General features: G+C 71.9%; 2 protein-coding genes (1 of these 2 only partly in view). Both read right to left on the bottom strand.

All coding sequences use genetic code 11. From position 1 onward, the window contains the following. Window positions 1–14,340, bottom strand: partial view of a non-ribosomal peptide synthase/polyketide synthase gene (locus PS467_RS34900; protein WP_311038549.1) — the 5' portion only. It extends 6,345 nt beyond the left edge of the window; the window shows 14,340 of its 20,685 coding nt (coding positions 1–14,340); it begins with the start codon at window positions 14,338–14,340; its stop codon lies beyond the left edge, outside the window. Continuing rightward, on the bottom strand, window positions 14,337–24,686 hold the full coding sequence (locus tag PS467_RS34895; RefSeq protein ID WP_311038548.1) for a non-ribosomal peptide synthetase: 10,350 nt from the start codon (window positions 24,684–24,686) through the stop codon (window positions 14,337–14,339). Before PS467_RS34895 ends, PS467_RS34900 begins: the two co-directional genes overlap by 4 nt.

Below are 24,686 nucleotides of genomic sequence, written 5' to 3'. Positions count from 1 at the left end.
ACCCACCACAGCCACCGCACCCGGCGCCTCAGCAACACGCGCCCCGAACAGCTCCACCAACGACGCCGCCGCCCCCGCCGAATCCACCGGCCCCGGACGCTCCGTGGCATTCCACTCCGCCACCACCCGCGCCCGCTCCAGCTCCCCCATCACATCGACCTCACTGACCCGCACCCCGGGATCAGCCCCCACCTGCTCCAACACCCGCACCAACCGCTCCGCCAACAACCGCACCGTGCCCTCATCGAACAGATCGGTCGCATACAGCAGCGAGCCCGAGAGCCCGGCCGGATCGCCTTCGGTGTTCCGCCGTTCGGCGAGGGTCAGCGACAGGTCGAACTTGGCGGTCGACTCCTGCGACGTGGCCTCCAGCGGCCCGACCCGCAGTCCGGGGACATTCCACCGTCCCTGGGACACGGGCAGGTTCTGGAGGACGAGGGTGATCTGGAACAGTGGGTTCCGGGAAAGCGAACGGGTCGGGTTGAGATCTTCGACCAGCCGCTCGAACGGCACGTCCTGATGCGCGTACGCGGCCAGATCCGTCTCCCGCACCCGCGCCAGCACCTCGCCGAACGTCGGGTCGGCACTGACATCCGTGCGCAGCACCAGCGTGTTGACGAAGAACCCCGCCAGCCCGTCCAGCGCCGCGTCCCCACGACCCGCCGTCGCCGTACCGATGGGGATATCGGTACCCGCGCCCAGCCGCGACAGCAGAACCGCCAGCGCGGCCTGCACGACCATGAACATCGTCGCCCGGCCGTCCCGCGCCAGCTCCACCAGCCGGGCGTGCGTCTCCGCGGCCACCTCCACCGGCAGGGTGTGCCCACGGAACGACGGCGTGACCGGGCGGGGCCGATCGGTCGGCAGTTCCAGCTCCTCGGGCGCGCCGGCGAGCGTCTCCCGCCAGTGGGCCAGCTGCCCGCTGATCACACTTCGCGGGTCGCCGAGGTCGCCGAGCACGTCGCGCTGCCAGAGCGCGTAGTCCGCGTACTGCACCGGCAGCGGTTCCCACCCGGGCAGCCGACCCTGGCAGCGTGCGGTATAGGCGGTTTCCAGGTCCTGCGTGAGGACGCCCATCGACCAGCCGTCGACCGCGATGTGGTGTGCCACGATCAGCAGGATGTGGTCCGTGGGGCCGGTCCTGAGCAGCCGGACGCGCCAGGGCAGGTCGACGCTGACGTCGAAGCCGCGGCCCAGGTGGGTCGTGAGGGCTTCCTCGATCTCGTCCTCGGTGATGTCCACCACGACCAGTGGCGGCCGGCCGGCGGCGCCTTCGAGCACCTGCTGGCGGGGAACGCCCTGGGCCGCCGGGTAGATCGTGCGCAGGCTCTCGTGCCGGTCGGCGATGTCGCCCAGGGCGGTTTCCAGCGCCGCGAGGTCCAGGTCGCCGGACATCCGCAGGGCGAGGGGAAGGTTGTACGCCGCGCCTTCGCCCGCCCCTTCGAGCTGGTTGAGGAACCACATCCGCTGCTGCTCGTACGACAGCGGCAGTACCTCCGGCCGAGGGCGCGCGACCAGTGCCGAGCGTGCCTGGCCGGTCGCGGCACCGGCCAGCCGGGCGACACCGGCGACCGAGGGGGCGGCGAAGAGCTCGCCGATGGTGAGTTCCGCGCCCAGGACGGCGCGGACGCGGGCGATGAGCCGCATGGCCAGCAGGGAGTCGCCGCCGAGGTCGAAGAAGGAGTCCTCCGCGCCGACCCACTCCAGGCCCAGCACCTCGGCGAACAGCCCGCAGAGAATCTCCTCGGTGGGTGTGGCCGGGCCCCGCCCGGCGGTGGCGCCACCGAAGTCGGGGGCCGGAAGCGCGGCGCGATCGAGCTTGCCGTTGGCGGTCACGGGAAGGACACCGAGGGGAACGAAGGCGGCCGGGACCATGTAATCGGGCAACCGCTCGGCCACGTACTCCCGCAGCCCGGCCACGTCACCCGCACCGTCCCACACCACGTAGGCGACCAGCCGCTTGTCCCCCTCGCGGTCCTCCCGCACGACGACCGCGGCCTGGCCCACACCCCCGTGAGCCGCGAGCACTGCCTCGATCTCCCCCGGCTCCACCCGGAACCCACGGACCTTCACCTGCTCATCCACCCGACCCGCGAAGACCAACTCGCCCTCCGCGGTCCAGCGTGCGAGGTCACCGGTGCGGTACATCCGTGCCCCCGGCTCGGCGAAGGGCGCGGCGACGAAGCGCTCGGCCGTGAGGCCGGGGTGACCCGTGTATCCGTGTGCGAGTCCGGCGCCGGCGAGGTACAGCTCGCCCCTCACTCCTACGGGGACGGGCCTCAGGTATTCGTCGAGGACGAATGCCTTGGTGTTGTCACGCGGCCTGCCGATCGGCAACACCACCGGAGCCTCGCTCTTGCCGGGAACGACATGAGTGGTGGCGCACAGAGTCGTCTCGGTGGGTCCGTACAGATGCCGGATCTCGATCCCGGGACACGCCGCCTTGACCCGGGCGATCGCCCCCGCGGGCACCACATCCCCACCGGTCAGCACCTCGGCCAGACCCGACAGGCACTCCGGCGACTCCTCCGCCAGCACCCCGAACAAACCAGCCGTCACATGCACGGCCGTCACCCCATACGCCGCCACCAGACCCGCCAACGTGGCCGCGTCCAACCGCCCCGGAGGCGCCACCACCACCCGGCCACCACTGACCAACGGCACCCACACCTCCAACAGCACCGCGTCGAACGCATGCGGCGCATGCCACACCACACGACCACGCGCCGCCGCACTCCAGCACCCGTCCACCACCAGCGCGGCCAGCGCACCATGCCCGACCGCCACGCCCTTCGGCACACCCGTGGAACCGGACGTGAACATCACATACGCCACATCCTCCGCCGACACCACCACATCCGGCGCCACACCCCGCCCCTCACACAGCTCATCCACCGACACCGCACCCGGCACCCCCGAACCCCGGTCCGCCACCACCAGTCCCACCTGCCCCAACACCAATCCGCGCCGGGCTGCCGGCCACCCCGTATCCACCGGCACGAACCCCGCACCCGCCTTCAACACCCCCAACCACACCGCCACCAACTCCACCGACCGCTCCAACACCACACCCACCACATCCCCACGCCCCACACCCCGCGCAGCCAACCCAGCCGCCACCCGGTCCGACCACTCCCCCAGCTCCGCGAACGACCACTCCCGGCCATCCACACCCACCACCGCCACCGCACCCGGCGACTCAGCCACCCGCACACCGAACAACTCCACCAAGGACCGGACGGGAACGGCCCGCTCGGTGGCGTTCCACTCCGCCACCACCCGCTCCCGCTCCGCACCACCCAGCACATCGACCTCGCTCACCCGCACCCCCGGATCAGCCCCCACCTGCTCCAACACCCGCACCAACCGCCCCGCCAACAACCCCACCGAACCCTCATCGAACACATCAGCCGCATACAGCAACGAGCCCACCAGTCCGGTCGGCGCTCCGTCCGCGTCACGCCGCTCGGCCACCGTCGCCGACAGATCGAACCGGGCCGCCGGTGAGGCGGCGGGCAGGCCGCTCACCTCCAGCCCGGCCAGCTCCCACTGCCGACGGCTCTGCGGCAGGTTCTGCAGGGTGAGCGACACCTGGAACAGCGGGTGCCGGCCCAGCGACCGGGTCGGGTTGAGGTCCTCGACCAGCCGCTCGAACGGCACGTCCTGATGCGCGTACGCGGCCAGATCCGTCTCCCGCACCCGCGCCAGCAGCTCGCCGAACGTCGGGTCGCCGCTCAGGTCGGTGCGCAGTACGAGGGTGTTCACGAAGAAACCGGCCAGCCCGTCCAGCGCCGCGTCCCCACGGCCCGCCGTCGCCGTACCGATGGGGATGTCCGTACCCGCGCCCATCCGCGCCAGCAGAACCGCCAGCGCCGCGTGCGCCACCATGAACATCGTCGCCCGGCCGCGCTGGGCGAGCTCCACCAGCCGGGCGTGCGTCTCCGCGCCCACCTCGAACGGCATCTCGCCGCCGATGAACGAGGACACCGCCGGGCGGGGCCGGTCGGTCGGCAGATCCAGCTCCTGCGGGGCACCGGCGAGCGTCTCCCGCCAGTAGGCCAGCTGCCCGCTGATCACACTCCCCGGATCACCGAGGTCACCGAGCACCTCACGCTGCCACAGCGCGTAGTCCCCGTACTGCACCGGCAGCGGCTCCCATCCGGGCGGCCGACCCGCGCACCGGGCCGCGTAGGCGGCGCCGATGTCGCCCGCGAGGACGCCCATCGACCAGCCGTCGGCGGCGATGTGGTGGACGGCGCCCAAGAGCACGTACTCGGCGGGGCCGGTCACCAAGAGCCGTATGCGCCACGGCAGTTCGGTGCGCACATCGAACGGCTGGTTCCCGTACGCCGCGAGCTGCGCGGGCACCTCGGCGGCGGTCGTGTGCACCACCGTCAGCGCGGGCCGACCCGCCGCGCCGTGCACGACCTGCTGACGGGGAACGCCCGCGGTCTCCGGGAAGATCGTGCGCAGGCTCTCGTGCCGGTCGGCCACGTCGCCGAGGGCGGCTTCCAGAGCGGCGACGTCGAGGGGGCCGGAGAGCCTCAGAGCCAGGGGAAGGTTGTACGCGGCACCCTCGCCGGTGTTCTCGAGCCGGTTGAGGAACCACATCCGCTGCTGCTCGTACGACAGCGGCAGCACATCCGGCCGGGGCCGCGCCGTCAGCGGCGCCCGGGTCTCGCCGCCGAGTTCGCCCACCAGCTGGGCGACGCCGGCGACGGTCGGGGCGGCGAACAGGTCACCGATGCTGACGTCGGTGTCGAGGACGGCACGGATGCGGGCGATGAGCCGCATGGCCAGCAGGGAGTCGCCGCCGAGCTCGAAGAAGGAGGCGTCGGCGCTGACCCACTCCAGCCCGAGGACCTCGCGGTAGAGGCTGCTGAGGATCTCCTCGGTGGGAGTGGCGGGAGCGCGCCCCTCCGCGACGTCGGTGAAGTCGGGAGCGGGGAGGGCGACGCGGTCCAGCTTGCCGTGCACCGTGACCGGCAGGGCATCCAGGGCGACGACCGCGGCGGGGACCATGTGGTCCGGCAGCCGCTCGGCCACGTACTCCCGCAGCCCGGCCGGGTCCGCTTCCCCTTCCGCAGCGACGACGTACGCGACGAGCCGTTTGTCACCGGGACGGTCCTCCCGCACCACAACGGCCACCTGACCCACACCCCCGTGCGCCGCGAGCACCGCCTCGATCTCCCCCGGCTCCACCCGGAACCCACGAACCTTCACCTGCTCATCCGCACGGCCCACGAAAACCAACTCACCATCGGCCGTCCACCGCACGAGATCACCGGTCCGATACATCCGCCCACCCGTGAACGGACACGCCACAAAACGCTCCGCCGTCAACCCGGGGCGACGCAGATAACCGCGCGCAAGCCCCGGACCCGCGACATACAACTCACCCACCACACCCACCGGCACCGGCCGCAGATGCACATCCAGCACGAACGCCTTCGCATTGCGGATCGGGCGCCCAATCACCACCGGGCCACCCACATCGAGAGGCCCACTCATCGTCGCGCACACGGTGACCTCGGTCGGCCCGTACGCGTTGATCATCCGCCGTCCGGGAGCCCAGCGCTCCACCAGCCCCTGCGGACACACCTCACCCGCCACCACCAACGTACGCAGGCTCTCCGGCAACTCCTCCACCGTCGCCAGCACCGACGGCGGCACGGTCACATGCGTCACCCCGAACTCCGCCACCGCCTCACCCAACGCACCATTCGGCGGCAACCTGTCCGCGCCCGCCATCACCACAGCAGCACCCGACAGCAGCGCCATACACATCTCGGAAACCGCCGCATCGAAACTCAACGACGCCAGCTGCAACACCCGCGCATCAGCACCCACCGCAAACCGCTCGATCTGCGCCACCGCCAGATTCCCGAGACCACGATGCGTCACCACCACACCCTTCGGGCGCCCCGTCGAACCCGACGTATAAATCACATACGCCACATCATCCGCACCCACCGAGACCACAGGCGCCGGTTCAGCCGTCCCGGACGGATCCCACGCCCAGCACTCCACCCCAGCCGGGACCAGCGCCCGCGTCCCCTCAGCACACAGAACGAGCGCAGGCTCCGCGTCTTCGAGCATCCACCCGATCCGCTCGGCCGGATACGCCGGATCCACCGGCACGAACCCCGCCCCGGCCTTGGCAATCCCCAGCCACACCGCCACCACATCCACCGACCGCTCCAACACCACCGCCACCAGATCACCGCGCCCCACACCCCGCGCGGCCAGCACCCCCGCCACCCGATCCGACCGCTCCCGCAACTCCCCGTACGACGACACCTCACCACCGGCACCCACCACGGCCACCGCACCCGGAGTCCGAGCCGCCTGGGCATCGAACAACTCCCCCAAGGAAGCCACCGGCACCTCGGCAGAGGTCTCGTTCCACCCCACCACCACCCGCTCCCGCTCCGCACCACCCAGCACATCGAGCTCGCTCACCCGAGCCGCCGGATGCGAGGCGATCTGTTCCAGCACCCGCACCAGCCGCTCCGCCACCGCGCACGCCGTGGCCTCGTCGAACAGGTCCGTGGCGTACAGCAGATGGCCGTCGATCCCGGCCGGGTTGCCCTCGCCGTCCCGGTGCTCGGCCAGGGTCAGCGACATGTCGACCCGGGCCGCCGCTGCCCCGGGTGTCATCGGCCGCACCTCGACGCCGGGCAGCTCCCACCGCTGGGGTGGCATCGTCTGCACGGAGAGCATGACCTGGAACAGCGGGTGCCGGGCCAGCGAGCGCACGGGGTTGAGGTCTTCGACGAGGTGCTCGAAGGGCAGGTCCTGGTGTGCGTAGGCGGCCAGATCGGTGTCCCGCACCCGGGCCAGCAGCTGCTCGAAGGTGGGGTCGCCGCTCAGGTCGGTGCGCAGCACGAGCGTGTTGACGAAGAAACCGGCCAGCCCGTCCAGCGCCGCGTCCCCACGGCCCGCCGTCGCCGTGCCGATGGGGATGTCGGTGCCCGCGCCCAGCCGGGACAGCAGCAGCGTCAGCGCCGCGTGCACAACCATGAACATGGTGGCGTCGCCGCGTCGCGCGACCTCCGCCAGCCGGGCATGGGTGGGCACGCCGATCCGCACCCCGGCCGCCCCGCCACGGTACGAGGAGATGGCGGGACGGGGCCGGTCGGCGGGCAGTGCGAGTTCCTGGGGCGCGTCGGCCAGGGTCTGCCGCCAGTAGTCCAACTGGGCGCTGATCAGGCTGTCGGGGGCGGTCAGGTCACCGAGCAGCCGGCGCTGCCAGAGCGTGTAGTCGGCGTACTGCACCGGCAGCGGCTGCCAGCCGGGGGCGTGGCCTGCTCGCCGGGCCGCGTAGGCCAGCCGCAGGTCTTTGAGGAGCAGGTCCATCGTCCAGCCGTCGACCGCGATGTGGTGCGCCACGATCAGCAGCACGTATTCCTCGGGTCCCGTCTTCAGCAGCCTGATGCGCCACGGGAGGTCGGCGCTGAGGTCGAAGCGTTCCTCGGTCTGTGCGGCGAGCACCTGCTCGACCCGGTCGGCGGGGGTGTCGAGGACGACCAGTGGCGGGCGGCCGGCCTGGCGGTCGAGGACGTGCTGGCGCGGTACGCCGTCCGTCTCGGGGTAGCGGGTGCGCAGGCTCTCGTGCCGGTCCGCGAGGTCGCCCAGGGCGGCTTCCAGCGCGGGCACGTCGAGGTCGCCGGAGATGCGATAGCGCAGCGGGAGGTTGTACGCGGCCTCGCCGCCCTGCCCTGCCTCCTCCATCTGGTTGACGAACCACATCCGCCGCTGCCCGAACGACAGCGGTACGGCCTCCGGCCGGGGCTGCGGGGTGAGCGGCGGCCGTACCTCGCCCCCGCCGGTGAGCCGGCGGGCGACCCCGGCGACGGTGGGCTCGGCGAACAGCTGCCGGATGCTCAGCTCGGCGTCCAGGACGGCGCGGATCCGGGCGATCAGCCGCGTGGCCTGGAGCGAGTCACCGCCCAGCGCGAAGAACGACGCGTCGACGCCGATCCGGTCGAGGCCGAGGATCTCGGCGAACAGTCCGCACAGCGCCTCCTCGATGGGGGTCGCGGGCGCGTGCCGGCCGGTCAGGCCCGCGTAGTCGGGGGCGGGCAGGGCGTCGCGGTCGAGCTTGCCGTTCACGGTGAGGGGGAGGGTGTCGAGCGCCATCACCGCGGCGGGGACCAGGTGGTCCGGCAGCCGCTCGGCCACGTACTCCCGCAGCCCGCCGGCCGGTCCCTTGGTGTCCTCGGGGACGACGTAGGCGACGAGCCGCCGGTCCCCGGGGCGGTCCTCGCGGACCACGACGGCGGACCGGCCGACGGCCGGGTGGGTGTCCAGGACGGCCTCGATCTCGCCGGGTTCCACCCGGAAGCCACGGATCTTGATCTGGGTGTCGGCCCGGCCGACGACGACGAGCCGGCCGTCCGGGGTCCAGTAGGCCAGGTCACCGGTGCGGTACATCCGTCCGCCGGGGGTGCCGGGTTCGTCGGCGGCGGCGAACGGGCAGGCCACGAAGCGCTCGGCGGTCAGCGCCGGGCGGCCGAGGTAGCCACGGGCCAGGCCAGGGCCGGCGAGATAGAGCTCTCCGGTGACACCGGCGGCGACGGGTTGCAGGAACTCGTCCAGGACGTAGGTCTGCCCGTTCTCGAGTGGCCGGCCGATCGGCACCGGGGCATCGGCGTCGGCCGGGGTGAGCGGGTCGCTCAGGGTGACGCAGACGGTGGCCTCGGTGGGTCCGTAGGCGTTCAGCATCCGCCGGCCCGGCGCCAGCCGGGCGACCAGCGCGGGCGGGCACACCTCGCCCGCCACCGCCACGGTGGTCACGGTGGCGGGCAGTTCTTCGGCGGCGGCGAGCACGGACGGCGGCGCGGTCAGATGTGTCACGCCGAACTCGGCGGCCACGGCGGCCAGCGACCCGTACGGCGGCAGCATGTCCCGGTCCGCCATGACGAGGGTGGCCCCGGCGGGCAGGGCGGTGCAGAACTCGGCGAACGCGGCGTCGAAGCTCGGCGAGGCGAACTGGAGGACACGCGCGCCAGGTGCGGACCCGAACCGGGCGATATGGCTGGCCGCCAGGCTGCCCACGCCGCCGTGGGTGACCACGACGCCCTTCGGGGTGCCGGTGGAGCCGGAGGTGTAGATGACGTACGCGGGGTGGCGCAGCCGCTGCGGGCGGACGCGGTCCGCGTCGCCGGGGGCGGTGACCGGGCGGTCCGCCAGTGCGGCGGCCACCTCCGGGGCGTCGAGGACCAGCCGGGGCAGCGGCTCGGCGCCCGACACGGCATCGGCGGCGCCGCGCACGGCCTCGGCGGCGCCCAACGTAGCCTCGACGCCCAACGTGGCCTCGGCACCCAACGTGGCCTCGGCGGCGACCAGCGCGGCCTCGGTCCGGCCGGTGCACAGCATCAGCTGCGGCCGGGCGTCGGCCAGCATGAACGCGATCCGGGGCGCCGGGTAGCGGGGGTCGACGGGCAGATAGCCCGCGCCCGCCTTGACCACGGCCAGCAGCACGGCCATGAGCTCGACGGACCGCTCCATGGCCACGCCGACCAGGTCCTCCGGACCGATGCCACGGGCGATCAGCTCGTGCGCCAGCCGGTTGCTCTCCGCCTCCAGCTGTGCGTAGGTCAGGCCGCGCCCGGCCCCGACGACGGCCACCGCGTCGGGGGTCCGGCGCACCTGTGCCTCGAACAGCTCGGCCAGCGTGCCCTCCGGCACCTCCCGGGCCGTGCGGTTCCAGTCCTGGACGACGGTGCGCCGCTCGGCCGGGTCCAGGACGCGCAGCCGGCTGAGGGGCACGGCGGGGTCGGCGGCGATGTGTTCCAGCACCCGCGCCAGCCGCCGGGCCAGGTCCTGGACGGTGTCCTCGTCGAACAGTTCGGTGGCATAGAGGATGTCGCCGCCGATACCGGCCGGGCTGCCGTCGCTGTCACGGTGTTCGGACAGGTCGAACGACAGGTCGAAGCGGGCGGCGAGAGAGCCGGGCGGGGTCAGCCGGACCTGGAGGCCGGGCAGGTCCCACTGCGCGGGCGGGACGTTCCGCAGCGACAGCATGACCTGGAACAGCGGGTTGCGGGACAGCGAGCGTGACGGCGCGAGGTCCTCGACGAGGTGCTCGAAGGGCACATCCTGGTGGGCGTACGCGGCCAGGTCGGTCCCGCGTACCCGGGCCAGGAGTTCGGTGAAGGCGGGGTCGCCGCTCAGGTCGGTGCGCAGTACGAGCGTGTTGACGAAGAAGCCGGTCAGCCCGTCCAGCGCCGCGTCGCCACGGCCGGCGGTGGCCGTGCCGATGGGGATGTCGGTGCCGGCGCCCATGCGGGCGAGGAGCGCCGCCAGCGCGGCGTGCACGACCATGAAGACCGTGGCCCCGTGGCGCTCGGCGACCTCGGCGAGGCGGGCGTGGGTACGGGCGTCGATCCGGACGGGGACCAGGCCGCCCGCGTACGACGACACCGCCGGGCGCGGTCGGTCCGTGGGCAGCGCCAGCTCCTGCGGCGCGCCGGCCAGGGCGTCGTGCCAGTAGGCGAGCTGATCACTCAGCAGGCTGTCGCGGTCGTCCCGCTCGCCCAGCAGCTGCCGCTGCCAGAGGGCGAAGTCGGCGTACTGCACGGGCAGCGGGTCCCACGCCGGCGCCCGGCCCTGCCGCCGGGCCGCGTAGGCCGTGCTCAGGTCCCGTGCGAGGACACCCATCGACCAGCCGTCGACCGCGATGTGGTGTGCCACGATCAGCAGCACGTACTCCGTGGGTCCGGTGACCAAGAGCCGTGCCCGCCAAGGGAGTTCGGCGCGCAGATCGAAGCCGCGCCCGGCGTGCTCGCTCAGCTCCGCGTCGACCCGGTCGGCGGGGATCTCCACCACGACCAGCGGCGGATGCGCCTCGGGGCCGTCCAGCACCCGCTGCCACGGTACGCCGTCGGTCTCGGGGAAGACCGTGCGCAGGCTCTCGTGCCGGTCGGCCACGTCGGCGAGGGCCGCTTCCAGCGCGCCGGTGTCGAGACCGCCGGAGAGCCGCAGCGCGAGCGGCATGTTGTAGACACCCTCGGCGCGCTCGATGCCCCGAGTGCCCTCGATGGCCCCGGTGGCCCCGGTGGCCTTGGTGTCCTCGGTGGCCCCGGTGCCCTTGGTGCCCTCGGCGTCCCCGGTGGCCTTGGTGCCCTCGGCGTCCCCGGTGCCCTCGCCGGTCATTGCCAGTCGGTTGAGGAACCACATCCGCTGCTGGCCGTACGACAGCGGCAGCAGCTCGGGGCGCGGCTGCGGCTTCAGCGGCGGCCGCGCGTCGCCGTGCTCGGTGTCGATCCGACGGGCGGTGTCGGCGGCGGTCGGGGTGGCGAACAGGTCGGCGATGCGCAGTTCGGTGTCGAGGACGCGGCGGATACGGGCGATGAGCCGCATGGCCAGCAGGGAGTCGCCGCCGAGCTCGAAGAAGGAGGCGTCGGCCCCGACCTGGTTCAGGCCCAGGACTTCGGCGACGAGCCCGCAGAGGATCTCCTCGGTGGGCGTGGCGGGGGCGCGGCCCCCGGTCGTTCCGGTGGTGTCGGGGGCGGGGAGTGCGGAACGGTCCAGCTTGCCGTTGACGGTGAGTGGCAGGGCGTCAAGGCGCACGATCACCGGGACCATGTACTCCGGCAGCCGGTCGGCGGCCAGGCCACGCAGGACCGCCAGGTCGAGCTCGCCATCGGGGACGACGTAAGCGACGAGACGACGCTCCCCCGGACGGTCCTCACGGACGACCACGGCAGCCTGGGCCACGGCCGGGTGGCCACTGAGAACGGCTTCGATCTCGCCGGGCTCGACACGGAAACCACGGATCTTCACCTGCTCATCAGCCCGCCCCGCGAAGACCAGCTCACCATCAGCCGTCCACTTCGCCAGGTCACCACTGCGATACATCCGCCCACCCGGAACCGCGAACGGACACGCCACAAACCGCTCCGCCGACAACCCCGCACGGCCGATATACCCCCGCGCCAGACCGGCACCAGCGATATAGACCTCGCCCACGACGCCTACGGGCACCGGCTTGAGGAACGCATCCAGGACATAGACACGGACGTTGGGCAGGGGACGGCCGATCGGCGGGGCCTCCTCCAGCCCCGCGTCCAGCGGACCGGCGGTGGCGGTGGTGATGACGGTCGCCTCGGTCGGACCGTAGGTGTTCCACACCCGCGCACCCACCGACCACCGCCCCGCCAGCTCCGCACTCAACCGCTCCGCACCCAACACCCAATTCCCCACCCCCGCCACAGCGCCCGGGTCCAACACCCCCAGCAGCGACGGCACCACACTCGCCACCCGCACCCCACACCGGCCCACCATCCCCGCCAACGCCTCCAGATCACCACGCTCCGTGGACGTGGCAACGGCCAAAGTGCCACCGGCAGCGAGGGTGACCGCAACGTCCAGAACGGCGGCGTCGAAACTGAACGAGGCGAACTGCAACGCCACCACACCCGCGTCCATCCCCAACACCGGACGCATCACCTCAGCCAGATTCGCCACCCCACCATGCGCAACCGCCACACCCTTCGGACGACCCGTCGAACCCGACGTATAGATCACATACGCCAACTGCTCCGGCACGATCACCGTCCCCAACGGCTCATCCGAAACCCCGCCAACATCCTCAAGAAGAACAGCACGAGCGTCGCCAAGCGGGACATCGGTGAGGCTCTCCGCCGTACCCAACACCACCTCAGCGCCACTGTCCGCGATCACAAACCCCAGCCGGTCCACCGGATACTCCGGATCCAACGGCACAAACGCACCACCCGCCTTCCACACCGCCAACTCCGCCACCACCACCCCCACCGACCTCGGCAAACACAACGCAACCCGCGACTCCCGACCCACACCAACACCACTCAGAAAACGCGCCAACCGATTCGCCCGCCGATCCAACTCCCCATACGACAACCCCTCCTCACCACACCGCACCGCCACCACATCCGGCGCCACCGAGGCCCACCCCTCAAACCGCTCCACCACCGACCCGCCCGGCACCCCAGTCCCCGTCGCATTCCACTCCTCCACCACCCGCACCCGCTCACCCACACCCAACACATCCAGCCGACCGACCAGCGCTTCCGGATCTGCCGCCATCTGCTCCAGGACCCGCACCACGCGATCGAGGAGTGCCTGGGCCGCTTCGGTGTCGAACAGGTCCGGCCGGTAGTCCAGCCGCAGCCGCAGCTCCTCCGTCGGGTGTACGCCGAGCGACAGCGGGAAGTTGGTGGACTCGCGCATCGCGGTGCCGGTGATCCGCACTCCGGTGGTGGCCCCGGTGGACTCCTGCGCCCCGATGGGGTGGTTCTCGAACGCCATGATGGTGTCGAACGTGGCGCCGGGTCCGGCCAGCCGCTGGATCTCGGTCAGGCTCAGGTGCTGGTGGTCCAGCAGTGCCGACTGCCGGTCCTGTAGCTCCGTCAGCGTCTCGGCGACCGACCGTGCCGGGTCCAGGCGCACGCGTACGGGCACCGTGTTGATGAACAGCCCCAGCATGCTCTCCATACCGGGCAGATCCGCCGGCCGTCCCGCCACCGTCGCGCCGAACACCACGTCGCGGCGGCCGGTCAGGCGGCCGAGTACGACGGCCCAGGCGGCCTGGATCACGGTGTTCAGGGTCAGGCCGCTGCGGCGGGCGAGGTCCCGCAGCCGGGTGGCGAGCGCGGCGCCGGCGTCGGTGGCCGCCTTGCCGGAGGCGACAGGGGCGGCGGACCGGTCACCCGGGGCCACCAGTGTCGGCTCATCGGCACCCGCCAGCTCCTGCCGCCAGGCGTCACGTGCGGCTTCGTTGTCCTGGCGGGCGAGCCAGGCGAGGTAGTCGCGGTACGGGGTGACGGGTGGCAGGCCGTGGGCGCTGCCACCGGCCTCGTAACACGTCCACAGCTCCCGCATCAGCACCGGCAACGACCAGCCGTCCAGCAGGATGTGGTGCAACGTGACCATCATCCGGTACCGCTCCGGCCCGACCTTGACCACCAACACCTTTAGCAGCGGCGGCACCGCCAGATCGAAACGCCGCTCCCGCTCCTCGACCCCCAGCCGCTCCGACTCCGCCCAGGCCACCTCCGCGTCCAGCCCGGACAGATCCTCCTCACGCCACGGCAGCGTCACGCCCCGGGCGATGACCTGCACCGGCTGTGCCACCCCGGCCAGCTGCCGGAAACCGGCGCGCAGACTGTCGTGCCGGTCGAGCAGCGCCTGCCATGAGGTCCGCATCGTGGAGAGGTCGACGTTTCCGGCCAGGTCCAGCACCAGTTGCTCGACGTAGACATCGGTGCCCCGCTCGTCGTACACCGCGTGGAACAGCAGGCCCTCCTGCAACGGCGACAGCGGCCAGACGTCCTGGACGCGCATCTGAGTCATCGTGCTCCCCCCTTGTCCGCGAGTTCCGCTTCGAGCGCGTCGATCTGGTTCTGGTCGAGCGTGATGAGTGAGAAGTCCGACGGTGTGTGGCCACCGCCGGAGCCGGTGGTGTGGGTGGCGAGGCCGGTGAGCATCGCCAGCCAGCCGTCGGCGAGTTGCCGCATGTCCTCGGTGTGCTGGAGGTCTCGGGGCCAGGCGAGCGTGAGCGTGAGCAGCGGGCCGTCCGGCAGGTCGCGGACCAGGCCGACGGCCTCCAGGGCGTGGGCCGACGGGACCTCGTCGCCCGCTCCGCCGCCGAGACCGCCTTCCGGGGCGGCGGACCAGGCCGCCGTCCGATCCGGTGTCCCGTCGGCGAAGCGGCCCAGGTAGTTGAAGCCGATCTGGGCCGTCGGCAGCGCGGCGAGCGTGGGTGCGGTCTCGGGATTGAGATACCGGAGCAGACCGTGGCCGAGGCCGTCGCCCGGGACCGCGCGGAGCTGTTCCTTGATCCGCTTGACGACCCGTCCCGCCACCGGCCCGCCGTCGCGCAGCCCGGCGAAGTCCAGCGTCTCGGGGTCGATCCGCACCGGGTGGCTGCTGGTGAACCAGCCCACCGTACGGACCAGATCGAGACCGCCGGCCGTCCGGCCGTGGCCTTCCACATCCACCAGAACCCCGCCCCCCGTGTCCTGCCCGCGATGCCGCCGCCACTCCGCGACCGCGGAGGCCAGGGCGGTGAGCAGCACATCGTCGATCCCGGCGTGGAAGGCGGCCGGGACCGCCGTCAGCAAGGTGCCGGTGAGCTCCGCGGAGGCCGTCACGGAAACCCGCCGCAACGTGGCGCCTACATCGCGAGCCGGGTCCAGGGACCGGCCGCCGAGCGGTGCCTCCGCGCCACGCAGCAGTCGGGTCCAGGCGGGGAGTTCGGCGAGCCTCGGGCGGCTGGTGGCTTCGGTCTTCAGGGCGCGGGCCCAGTGCCGGAAGGAGGTGGGCACCGGCTCCAGCACCACCTCGCGGCCCGCAACCAGGTCTGCGTATGCCTGTGCGAGGTCCGGGACGAGGATACGGAGGGAGAGCGTGTCCACCGCCAGGTGATGGACGCTGAGCAGGAGCCGTCCGGGGGTGTCCGGGCCGGTGTCGAACCAGACCACCTGCACCATCACACCCGCCCGCGGATCCAGCCGATCCGCGGCGGCCCGCGACTCCTCGGCGATGAGACGGTCAAGACCGCCACCAGCCCCGGCTCCGGCCGCGTCGACCCGACGCACCCACGGAGCCACCGACACGGCCGGGGGAACCAGGAGACGAGGCCCGGACTCGACCTCCAGCCGCGCCCGCAGCATGTCATGGTGATCGACCACCGCCTGAACGGCCTCGGTCAACGTCTCCAGCCGCATCCCCGCCGGAGCCACCACCACCGTCGACTGATACACCCCACCCACACGCTCCGCCCCGGCCCGCCCCAACAACTCCAGCATCACCGGCGTCAACGGCACCTCACCCGAACCCGGATCACCGCCCCCCACCACGGCGTCGGCAACCGCCACATCACCGGCCACCACAGCCAACTCCGCCGGACTCCGCCGCTCGAACACCTGCCGCGCCGACACCACCAAACCCGCCTTACGCGCCCTCGACACCAGCAGCATCGACATGATCGAGTCACCACCCAACTCGAAGAACGACGCATCCGCACTCACCTCATCCAGCCCCAGCACCTCCGCGAACAACCCGCAGAGAATCTCCTCGGTGCGGGTGGCGGGCGCGCGGCCCCCGGCCATACCGGCCGTGTCCGGGGCCGGCAGCGCGGAACGGTCCAGCTTGCCGTTGACCGTCAGCGGCAACGCCTCCAGCACGACAACCGACGGGACCATGTACTCCGGCAACCGGTCGGCGGCGAACTCCCGCACCACCGCCACGTCAAGCTCACCACTGGGGACCACATAGGCGACCAGCCGCCCGTCCCCCGGACCGTCCTCACGGACCACCACCGCGACCTGACCCACACCCTCGCAGGCCGCCACCACAGCCTCGATCTCGCCGGGCTCGACGCGGAAACCACGGATCTTCACCTGCTCATCAGCCCGCCCCGCGAAGACCAGCTCACCATCAGCCGTCCACTTCGCCAGGTCACCACTGCGATACATCCGCCCACCCGGAACCGCGAACGGACACGCCACAAACCGCTCCGCCGACAACCCCGCACGACCGATATACCCCCGCGCCAGACCGGCACCAGCGATATACACCTCGCCCACGACGCCTACGGGCACCGGCTTGAGAAACTCGTCCAGGACATAGACACGGACGTTGGGCAGGGGACGGCCAATCGGCGGAGCATCCTCCAACGCGGGGTCCAGCGGGCCGGCGGTGGCGGTCGTGATGACAGTGGCCTCGGTCGGGCCGTAGGTGTTCCACACCCGCGCACCCGCCGACCACCGCCCCGCCAGCTCCGCACTCAACCGCTCCGCACCCAACACCCAATTCCCCACCCCCGCCACAGCGCTCGGGTCCAGCACCCCCAACAACGACGGCACCACACTCGCCACCCACACCCCACACCGACCCACCATCCCCGCCAACGCCTGCGGATCCCTGCGCTCCTCCGCCGTCGCCACAGCCAAAGTGCCCCCCGAGGCCAACGTCACCACCACATCCAAAACAGCCGCATCGAAACTGAACGAGGCGAACTGCAACGCCACCACACCCGCGTCCATCCCCAACACCGGACGCATCACCTCAGCCAGATTCGCCACCCCACCATGCGCAACCGCCACCCCCTTCGGACGCCCCGTCGAACCCGACGTATAGATCACATACGCCAACTGCTCCGGAAGAATCACCGTCCCCAACGGCTCATCCGAAACCCCGCCAACATCCTCAAGAAGAACAGCACGAGCGTCGCCGAGCGGGACATCGGTGAGGCTCTCCGCCGTACCCAACACCACCTGCGCGCCACTGTCCGCGATCACGAACCCCAGCCGGTCCACCGGATACTCCGGATCCAACGGCACAAACGCACCACCGGCCTTCCACACCGCCAACTCCGCCACCACCACACCCACCGACCGCGGCAAACACAACGCAACCCGCGACTCCCGACCCACACCAACACCACTCAGAAAACGCGCCAACCGATTCGCCCGCCGATCCAACTCCCCATACGACAACACCTCCTCACCACACCGCACCGCCACCACATCCGGCGCCACCCTGGCCCACCCCTCAAACCGCTCCACCACCGACCCACCCGGCACCACGGCCCCGGTGGCATTCCACTCCTCCACCACCCGCGACCGCTCACCCACACCCAACACATCAACCTCACTCACCCGCACCCACGGATCAGCCCCCACCTGCTCCAACACCCGCACCAACCGCTCCACCAACCCCCGCGCCGTACCCTCGTCGAACAAATCCACCGCATACAACAACGCCCCGCCCAACCCCGCCGGAGCCCCCGCCCCATCACGATGCTCGGCCAGGTCGACCGACAGATCGAAGCGCGCCGGGACCTGGCCGGCCGCCGGTATCCGCCGGACCCGCAGTCCCGGCAGGCCCCATTGCGCCGCCGGTACGCTCTGCATCGCCAGCAGGACCTGGAACAGCGGGTTGTGGGAGAGCGAGCGGGACGGGTTGAGATCCTCGACGAGCCGCTCGAACGGCACGTCCTGATGGGCGTACGCGGCCAGGTCCGACGTCCGTACCTGCTCCAGCAGCTCGGTGAAGGATGGGTTCGCGCTCAGATCGGCGCGGACGACCAGGGTGTTGACGAAGAACCCGGCCAGGTCGTCGAGCGCCGGGTCACCGCGGCCGGCGATCGGCACGCCCATGGGGATGTCGGTGCCCGCACCCACTCGGCTGAGCAGCACGGAGAGGGCGGCGTGCACGACCATGAACATGGTCGCGCGACCGCGACGGGCGACCTCGAGCAGCCGGGTGTGGGTCTCCGCGCTGATCCGGATCGGCACTTCGCCACCCCGGAAGGAGGACACCGCCGGCCGGGGCCGGTCGGTCGGCAGCGCCAGCTCCTGGGGCACCCCTGCCAGCGCCTGCCGCCAGTAGCCCAGCTGACCGCTGATCACGCTGTCCGGGTCCTCCGGATCACCCAGCACCTCGCGCTGCCAGAGCGCGTAGTCCGCGTACTGCACCGGCAGCGGCTGCCACCCCGGCGCACCACCCGCCCGCCGGGCGGCATACGCCACACCGATGTCCCGCGCGAGCACACCCATCGACCAGCCATCGACGGCGATGTGATGCGCCACGATCAGCAGCACATACTCCGCCGGGCCCGTGTTCAGCAGCCGGATCCGCCAGGGCAGATCGACGGTCACATCAAAGCCGCGGTCCGCGTGCACCCCGAGCTCCGCCGCGAGGAGTTCCTCGCTGATCTCCATGACCACCAGCCGGGGCCGGCCCGCCTCGCCCACCAGTACCTGCTGGCGCGGTTCGCCATCCGTCTCCGGGAAGACCGTGCGCAGGCTCTCGTGCCGGTCGGCGACGTCGCCGAGGGCGGCTTCCAGCGCGGCGACGTCCAGGTCTCCCGATATGCGCAGCGCCAGCGGAAGGTTGTAGACCGCGCCGGCACCCGGGTTGGTCTCTTCGAGCTGGTTGAGGAACCACATGCGCCGCTGGGCGTACGAGAGCGGCAGCACCTCCGGCCGCGGCCGCGGCGTCAGCGCGGGCCGGGCGGCCGTACCGCCCTCCGCCGCGACGAGGCGGGCGACCCCGGCGACGGTCGGGGCGGCGAACAGCTCACCGATGTTCAGCTCGGTGTCGAGGACGGCGCCGATCCGGGCGATGAGCTTCATGGCGAGGATCGAGTCGCCGCCGATGTCGAAGAACGACACCTCGGCACCGACACGTTCGAGCCCGAGGACCTCGCAGTACAGGCCGCAGAGGATCTCCTCGGCCGGTGTGGCGGGGCCGCGGCCGGCGGCGTCGGCGAAGTCGGGGGCGGGGAGGGCGACGCGGTCCAGCTTGCCGTGCACCGTGACCGGCAGGGCATCCAGGGCGACGACCGCGGCGGGGACCATGTGGTCCGGCAGCCGCTCGGCCACGTACTCCCGCAGCCCGGCCGGGTCCGCTTCCCCTTCCGCAGCGACGACGTACGCGACGAGCCGTTTGTCACCGGGACGGTCCTCCCGCACCACAACGGCCACCTGACCCACACCCCCGTGCGCCGCAAGCACCGCCTCGATCTCCCCCGGCTCCACCCGGAACCCACGAACCTTCACCTGCTCATCCGCACGGCCCACGAAGACCAACTCACCGCCAACCGTCCACCGCACGAGATCGCCGGTCCGATACATCCGCCCACCCGTGAACGGACACGCCACAAAACGCTCCGCCGTCAACCCCGGACGACGTAAGTACCCGCGCGCAAGCCCCGGACCCGCGACATACAACTCACCCACCACACCCACCGGCACCGGCCGCAGATGCACGTCCAGCACGAACGCCTTCGCATTGCGGATCGGGCGCCCGATCACCACCGGGCCACCCATATCGAGAGGCTCACTCATCGTCGCGCACACGGTGACCTCGGTCGGCCCGTACGCATTGATCATCCGCCGTCCGGGAGCCCACCTCTCCACCAGCCCCTGCGGACACACCTCACCCGCCACCACCAACGTACGCAGGCTCTCCGGCAACTCCTCCACCGTCGCCAGCACCGACGGCGGCACCGTCACATGCGTCACCCCGAACTCCGCCACCACCTCACCCAACGCACCATTCGGCGGCAACCTGTCCCCACCCGCCACCACCACAGCAGCACCCGACAGCAGCGCCATACACATCTCGGAAACCGCCGCATCGAAACTCAACGACGCCAGCTGCAACACCCGCGCATCAGCACCCACCGCAAACCGCTCAATCTGCGCCACCGCCAAATTCCCGAGACCACGATGCGTCACCACCACACCCTTGGGACGCCCCGTCGAACCCGACGTATAAATCACATACGCCACATCATCCGCACCCACCGAGACCACAGGCGCCGATTCAGCCGTCCCGGACGGATCCCACACCCAGCACTCCACCCCAGCCGGCACCACCCCCCGCGTCCCCTCCGAACACACCACCAGCACCGGCCCCGCGTCCTCGACCATCCACCCGATCCGCTCCGCCGGATACGCCGGATCCACCGGCACGACACCCGCCCCCGCCTTCACCACCCCCAACCACACCGCCACCACATCCACCGACCGCTCCAGCACCACCGCGACCAGATCACCGCGCCCCACACCCCGCGCGGCCAGCGCCCCCGCCATCCGATCCGACCGCTCCCGCAACTCCCCGTACGACCACTCCTCACCACCGGCACCCACCACCGCCACCGCGTCCGGAGTCCGAGCCGCCTGGGCGTCGAACAGCTCCCCCAACGCACCCACCGGCACCACGCCACCCGTGGCGTTCCACCCCACCACCACCCGCTCCCGCTCCGCACCACCCAGCACATCGATCTCACTCACCCGCCGTGCCGGGTCGGCCGCCATCTGTTCCAGCACCCGCACCAGCCGCCGCACCACGCCCTGGGCCGCGTTCTCGTCGAACGCGTCCGGGCGGTAGTCCAGCCAGAACTTCAGCTCATCCGCCGGATCCACTCCCAGCGTCAACGGGAAGGTGGTGGCCATCCGGGTCGTGCCGGCGGTCAGCCGCAGGGGGGCGGGCGGTCCGGTCTCGCCCGCGTGGAAGTTCTCGAAGGCCATCAGGGTGTCGAAGGTGGCGCCCGGACCGGCCAGGCGCTGGATCTCCTTGAGGCCGAGGTGCTGGTGGCCGAGCAGTGCGGACTGCTGGGCCTGTACCACGGTGAGCAGGTCGGCGATGGTGTCGGCCGGGTGCAGCCGGACCCGTACCGGGATGGTGTTGATGAACAGTCCCAGCATGTCCGCCATCCCCGCGAGTTCCGGCGGGCGGCCCGCCACGGCGGCGCCGAAGACCACGTCGCGCCGGCCGGTGAGCGCGCCGACGACCTGGGCCCAGGCCACCTGGAGCACGGTGTTCAGGGTGACGCCGTGGCCACGGGCGAGCTCACGCAGCGCGCCGGGGAGATGGCCGTCGGTCTCGGCCAGGGCCTTGCGGGTGAGGACCGGCTCGGCGTTCGGGTCGAGTGCGGCAACCGTCGTCGGCTCGGTGACGCCGTCGAGCGCCCGCCGCCAGGCGGTGCGCGCCGCCTCTCGGTCCTGGCGGCGGAGCCAGGCCAGGTAGTCCCCGTAGGGGGTGGTCGGCGCGAGGTCGCGGGCGTGGCCGCCCGCCGCGTAGACGGCCCACAGCTCGCGGATGAGGATGCGCAGCGACCAGCCGTCGAGCACGATGTGGTGCAGGGTGACGACCATGCGGTGGCGGTCGGGGCCCGTCTTGACCAGCAGGATGCGTGCCAGCGGCGGGGTCGCGAGGTCGAAGCGGCGGGCCCGTTCCGCGCTCTCCAGCCGGTCGGCCCGGTCCCGCGCATCCTGGAGGGTGAGGTGCGAGAGGTCCACCTCGCGCCAGACCACGTCGACCTGGCGGGCGATCACCTGGACGGGCTCGTCCACGCCGACCGGTCGGCGGAAGCCGGTGCGCAGGCTGCCGTGCCGTTCGACGAGCGCTTGCCAGGTGGCACGCAACGCCGCGACGTCCAGCGGCCCTTCGAGCTCCAGGACCTTCTGTTCCACGTAGATGTCCCGCTCCCGCTCGTCGAACATCGCGTGGAAGAGCAGGCCCTCCTGGAGCGGTGACAGGGGCAGTACGTCGACCAGGCCACCCGGCACCTCGGCTTCGAGCTCCTCGATCTGGGCCTGGTCGAGCGTCGTCAGCGGGAAGTCGGACGGGGTGTGGCCACCGCCGGTGTGAGCGGCGAGGCCGGTCAGCATCGCCGCCCAGCCGTCGAGCAGGCGCCGGGCGGCAGGCGCGTCGAGGAGGGGCTCCGGCCAGGCCAGGCTGAGGACGAGTTCGGCTCCCTCGACCCGTGCCGAGGCTTCGAGCGGGTGGGCGGGCGGCCGGTCGCCGCCGCCGGGACCGAGGCCGGGACCGAGGCCGGGACCGTCACCGAGGCGGGAACCGTCACCGGGGCCGGTGAAGCCGAGCTGCGGGGCGGGCAGGGCGGCGAGGGTGGCGGCGGTGTCGGGGTTGAGATGGCGCAGCAGGACGTAGCCCAGTCCGTCGCCGGGGACGGCCCGCAGCTGTTCCTTGATCCGTTTCACGGCCCGGCCCGCGGCGGGGCCGCCGGCGCGGATCGCCGCGAGGTCGAGGGTCCCGGTGTCGAGCCGGGCGGGGTGGCGGTGGGCGAAGGAGCCCACGGTTCGGGAGAGATCGGCACCGCCCGCCAGGGCGCCACGCCCGTGGTCCGGCGCCGCCACGTCCACGAGGAAACCGCCGGTCCGGTCCTGGCCGTCGCGCCAGGCGGCGAGGGCCGCGGTCAGGCCGGTCAGCAGGACGGTGTCGACATCGGTGTGGAACGCCGCCGGGAGGCCGGTCAGGGCGGCCACCGTGGTGCGGGCCGGGATGCGTACGGAGGCGTGCCGCACCGGAGCGTCCGCGTCGCGGGCCGGGTCGGCGGGGCGGGTGGTGAGCAACGGGTCACCGGGGGCGAGCAGTTCGGTCCACGCGGGCAGCTCCGCACGCCGCTCCGCGCTGCGCGCCTGCGCGGCCAGGGACCTCGCGGGGTCCTCGCGCAGCGGTTCGGCGATCCGGGCGAGGCGGGCCGGGGTCGAGAGTTCGAACACCTGGTACGGGGCGATCACCAGCCCGGCACGCCGGGCGACCGACACCAGCAGCATCGTCAGGATCGAGTCGCCGCCGAGCTCGTAGAAGGACGCCTCCGCGCTGACCCGTTCCAGGCCGAGGACCTCGCAGTAGAGGCGGCAGAGGATCGCCTCGGCGGGCGTCCGCGGACCACGGCCCTTCGCCGCCTCGGTGTGGTCGGGGGCGGGGAGGGCGGCACGGTCGAGCTTGCCGTTCACCGTGACCGGCAGCGTGTCCAACAGGACGACCGCGCTGGGCACCATGTAGTCCGGCAGGTGGGCCGCGACGTGGTCGCGCAGCTCGGCGGCGCCGGCCGCGCCGTCGAGGACGACGTAGGCGACGAGCCGCTTGTCTCCGGGGCGGTCCTCGCGGGCCGTCACCGCCGCCTGGCCGACGCTCGCGTGGCGGGTGAGGACGGTCTCGACCTCGCCGGGTTCGACGCGGAAGCCGCGTACCTTGATCTGCTCGTCGGCGCGGCCGCGGAAGACCAGCTCGCCGTCCGCCGTCCAGGTGGCGAGGTCGCCGGTGCGGTACATCCGTCCCCCCGTGAACGGACACGCCACGAAACGCTCCGCCGTCAGCCCGGGGCGGCGCAGGTAGCCGCGTGCGAGCCCCGGGCCCGCGACGTACAGCTCGCCCGGCACGCCCTCGGGGACCGGCCGCAGGTGCTCATCCAGCACGAACACCCGTGTGCCGGTGATCGGACGGCCGATCGGCACCGGCCCGGACGCCTCCAAGGGCTCACTCATCGTCGCGCAGACGGTGATCTCGGTCGGCCCGTACGCGTTGATCATCCGCCGTCCGCGAGCCCACCTCTCCACCAGCCCCGACGGACACACCTCACCCGCCACCACCAACGTACGCAGGCTCTCCGGCAACTCCTCCACCGTCGCCAGCACCGACGGAGGCACGGTCACATGCGTCACCCCGAACTCCGCCACCGCCTCACCCAACGCACCATTCGGCGGCAACCTGTCCCCACCCGCCACCACCACAGCAGCACCCGACAGCAGCGCCATACACATCTCGGAAACCGCCGCATCGAAACTCAGCGACGCCAGCTGCAACACCCGCGCATCAGCACCCACCGCAAACCGCTCAATCTGCGCCGCCGCCAAATTCCCGATACCACGATGCGTCACCACCACACCCTTGGGACGACCCGTCGAACCCGACGTATAAATCACATACGCCACATCATCCGCACCCACCGAGACCACAGGCGCCGGTTCAGCCGTCCCGGACGGATCCCACGCCCAGCACTCCACCCCAGCCGGGACCAGCGCCCGCGTCCCCTCCGAACACAGAACGAGCGCAGGCTCCGCGTCTTCGAGCATCCACCCGATCCGCTCGGCCGGATACGCCGGATCCACCGGCACGACACCCGCCCCCGCCTTCACCACCCCCAACCACACCGCCACCACATCCACCGACCGCTCCAACACCACCGCCACCAGATCACCGCGCCCCACACCCCGCGCGGCCAGCACCCCCGCCACCCGATCCGACCGCTCCCGCAACTCCCCGTACGACCACACCTCACCACCCGCACCCACCACCGCCACCGCATCCGGAGAGACAGCCGCCTGGGCGTCGAACAACTCGCCGAGCGAGCGCCAGGATTCGGTCGTGCCATGCAT

The organism is Streptomyces luomodiensis (assembly GCF_031679605.1).
Taxonomy (GTDB): domain Bacteria; phylum Actinomycetota; class Actinomycetes; order Streptomycetales; family Streptomycetaceae; genus Streptomyces; species Streptomyces luomodiensis.
This window is presented reverse-complemented; position numbering and strand designations above follow the sequence as displayed.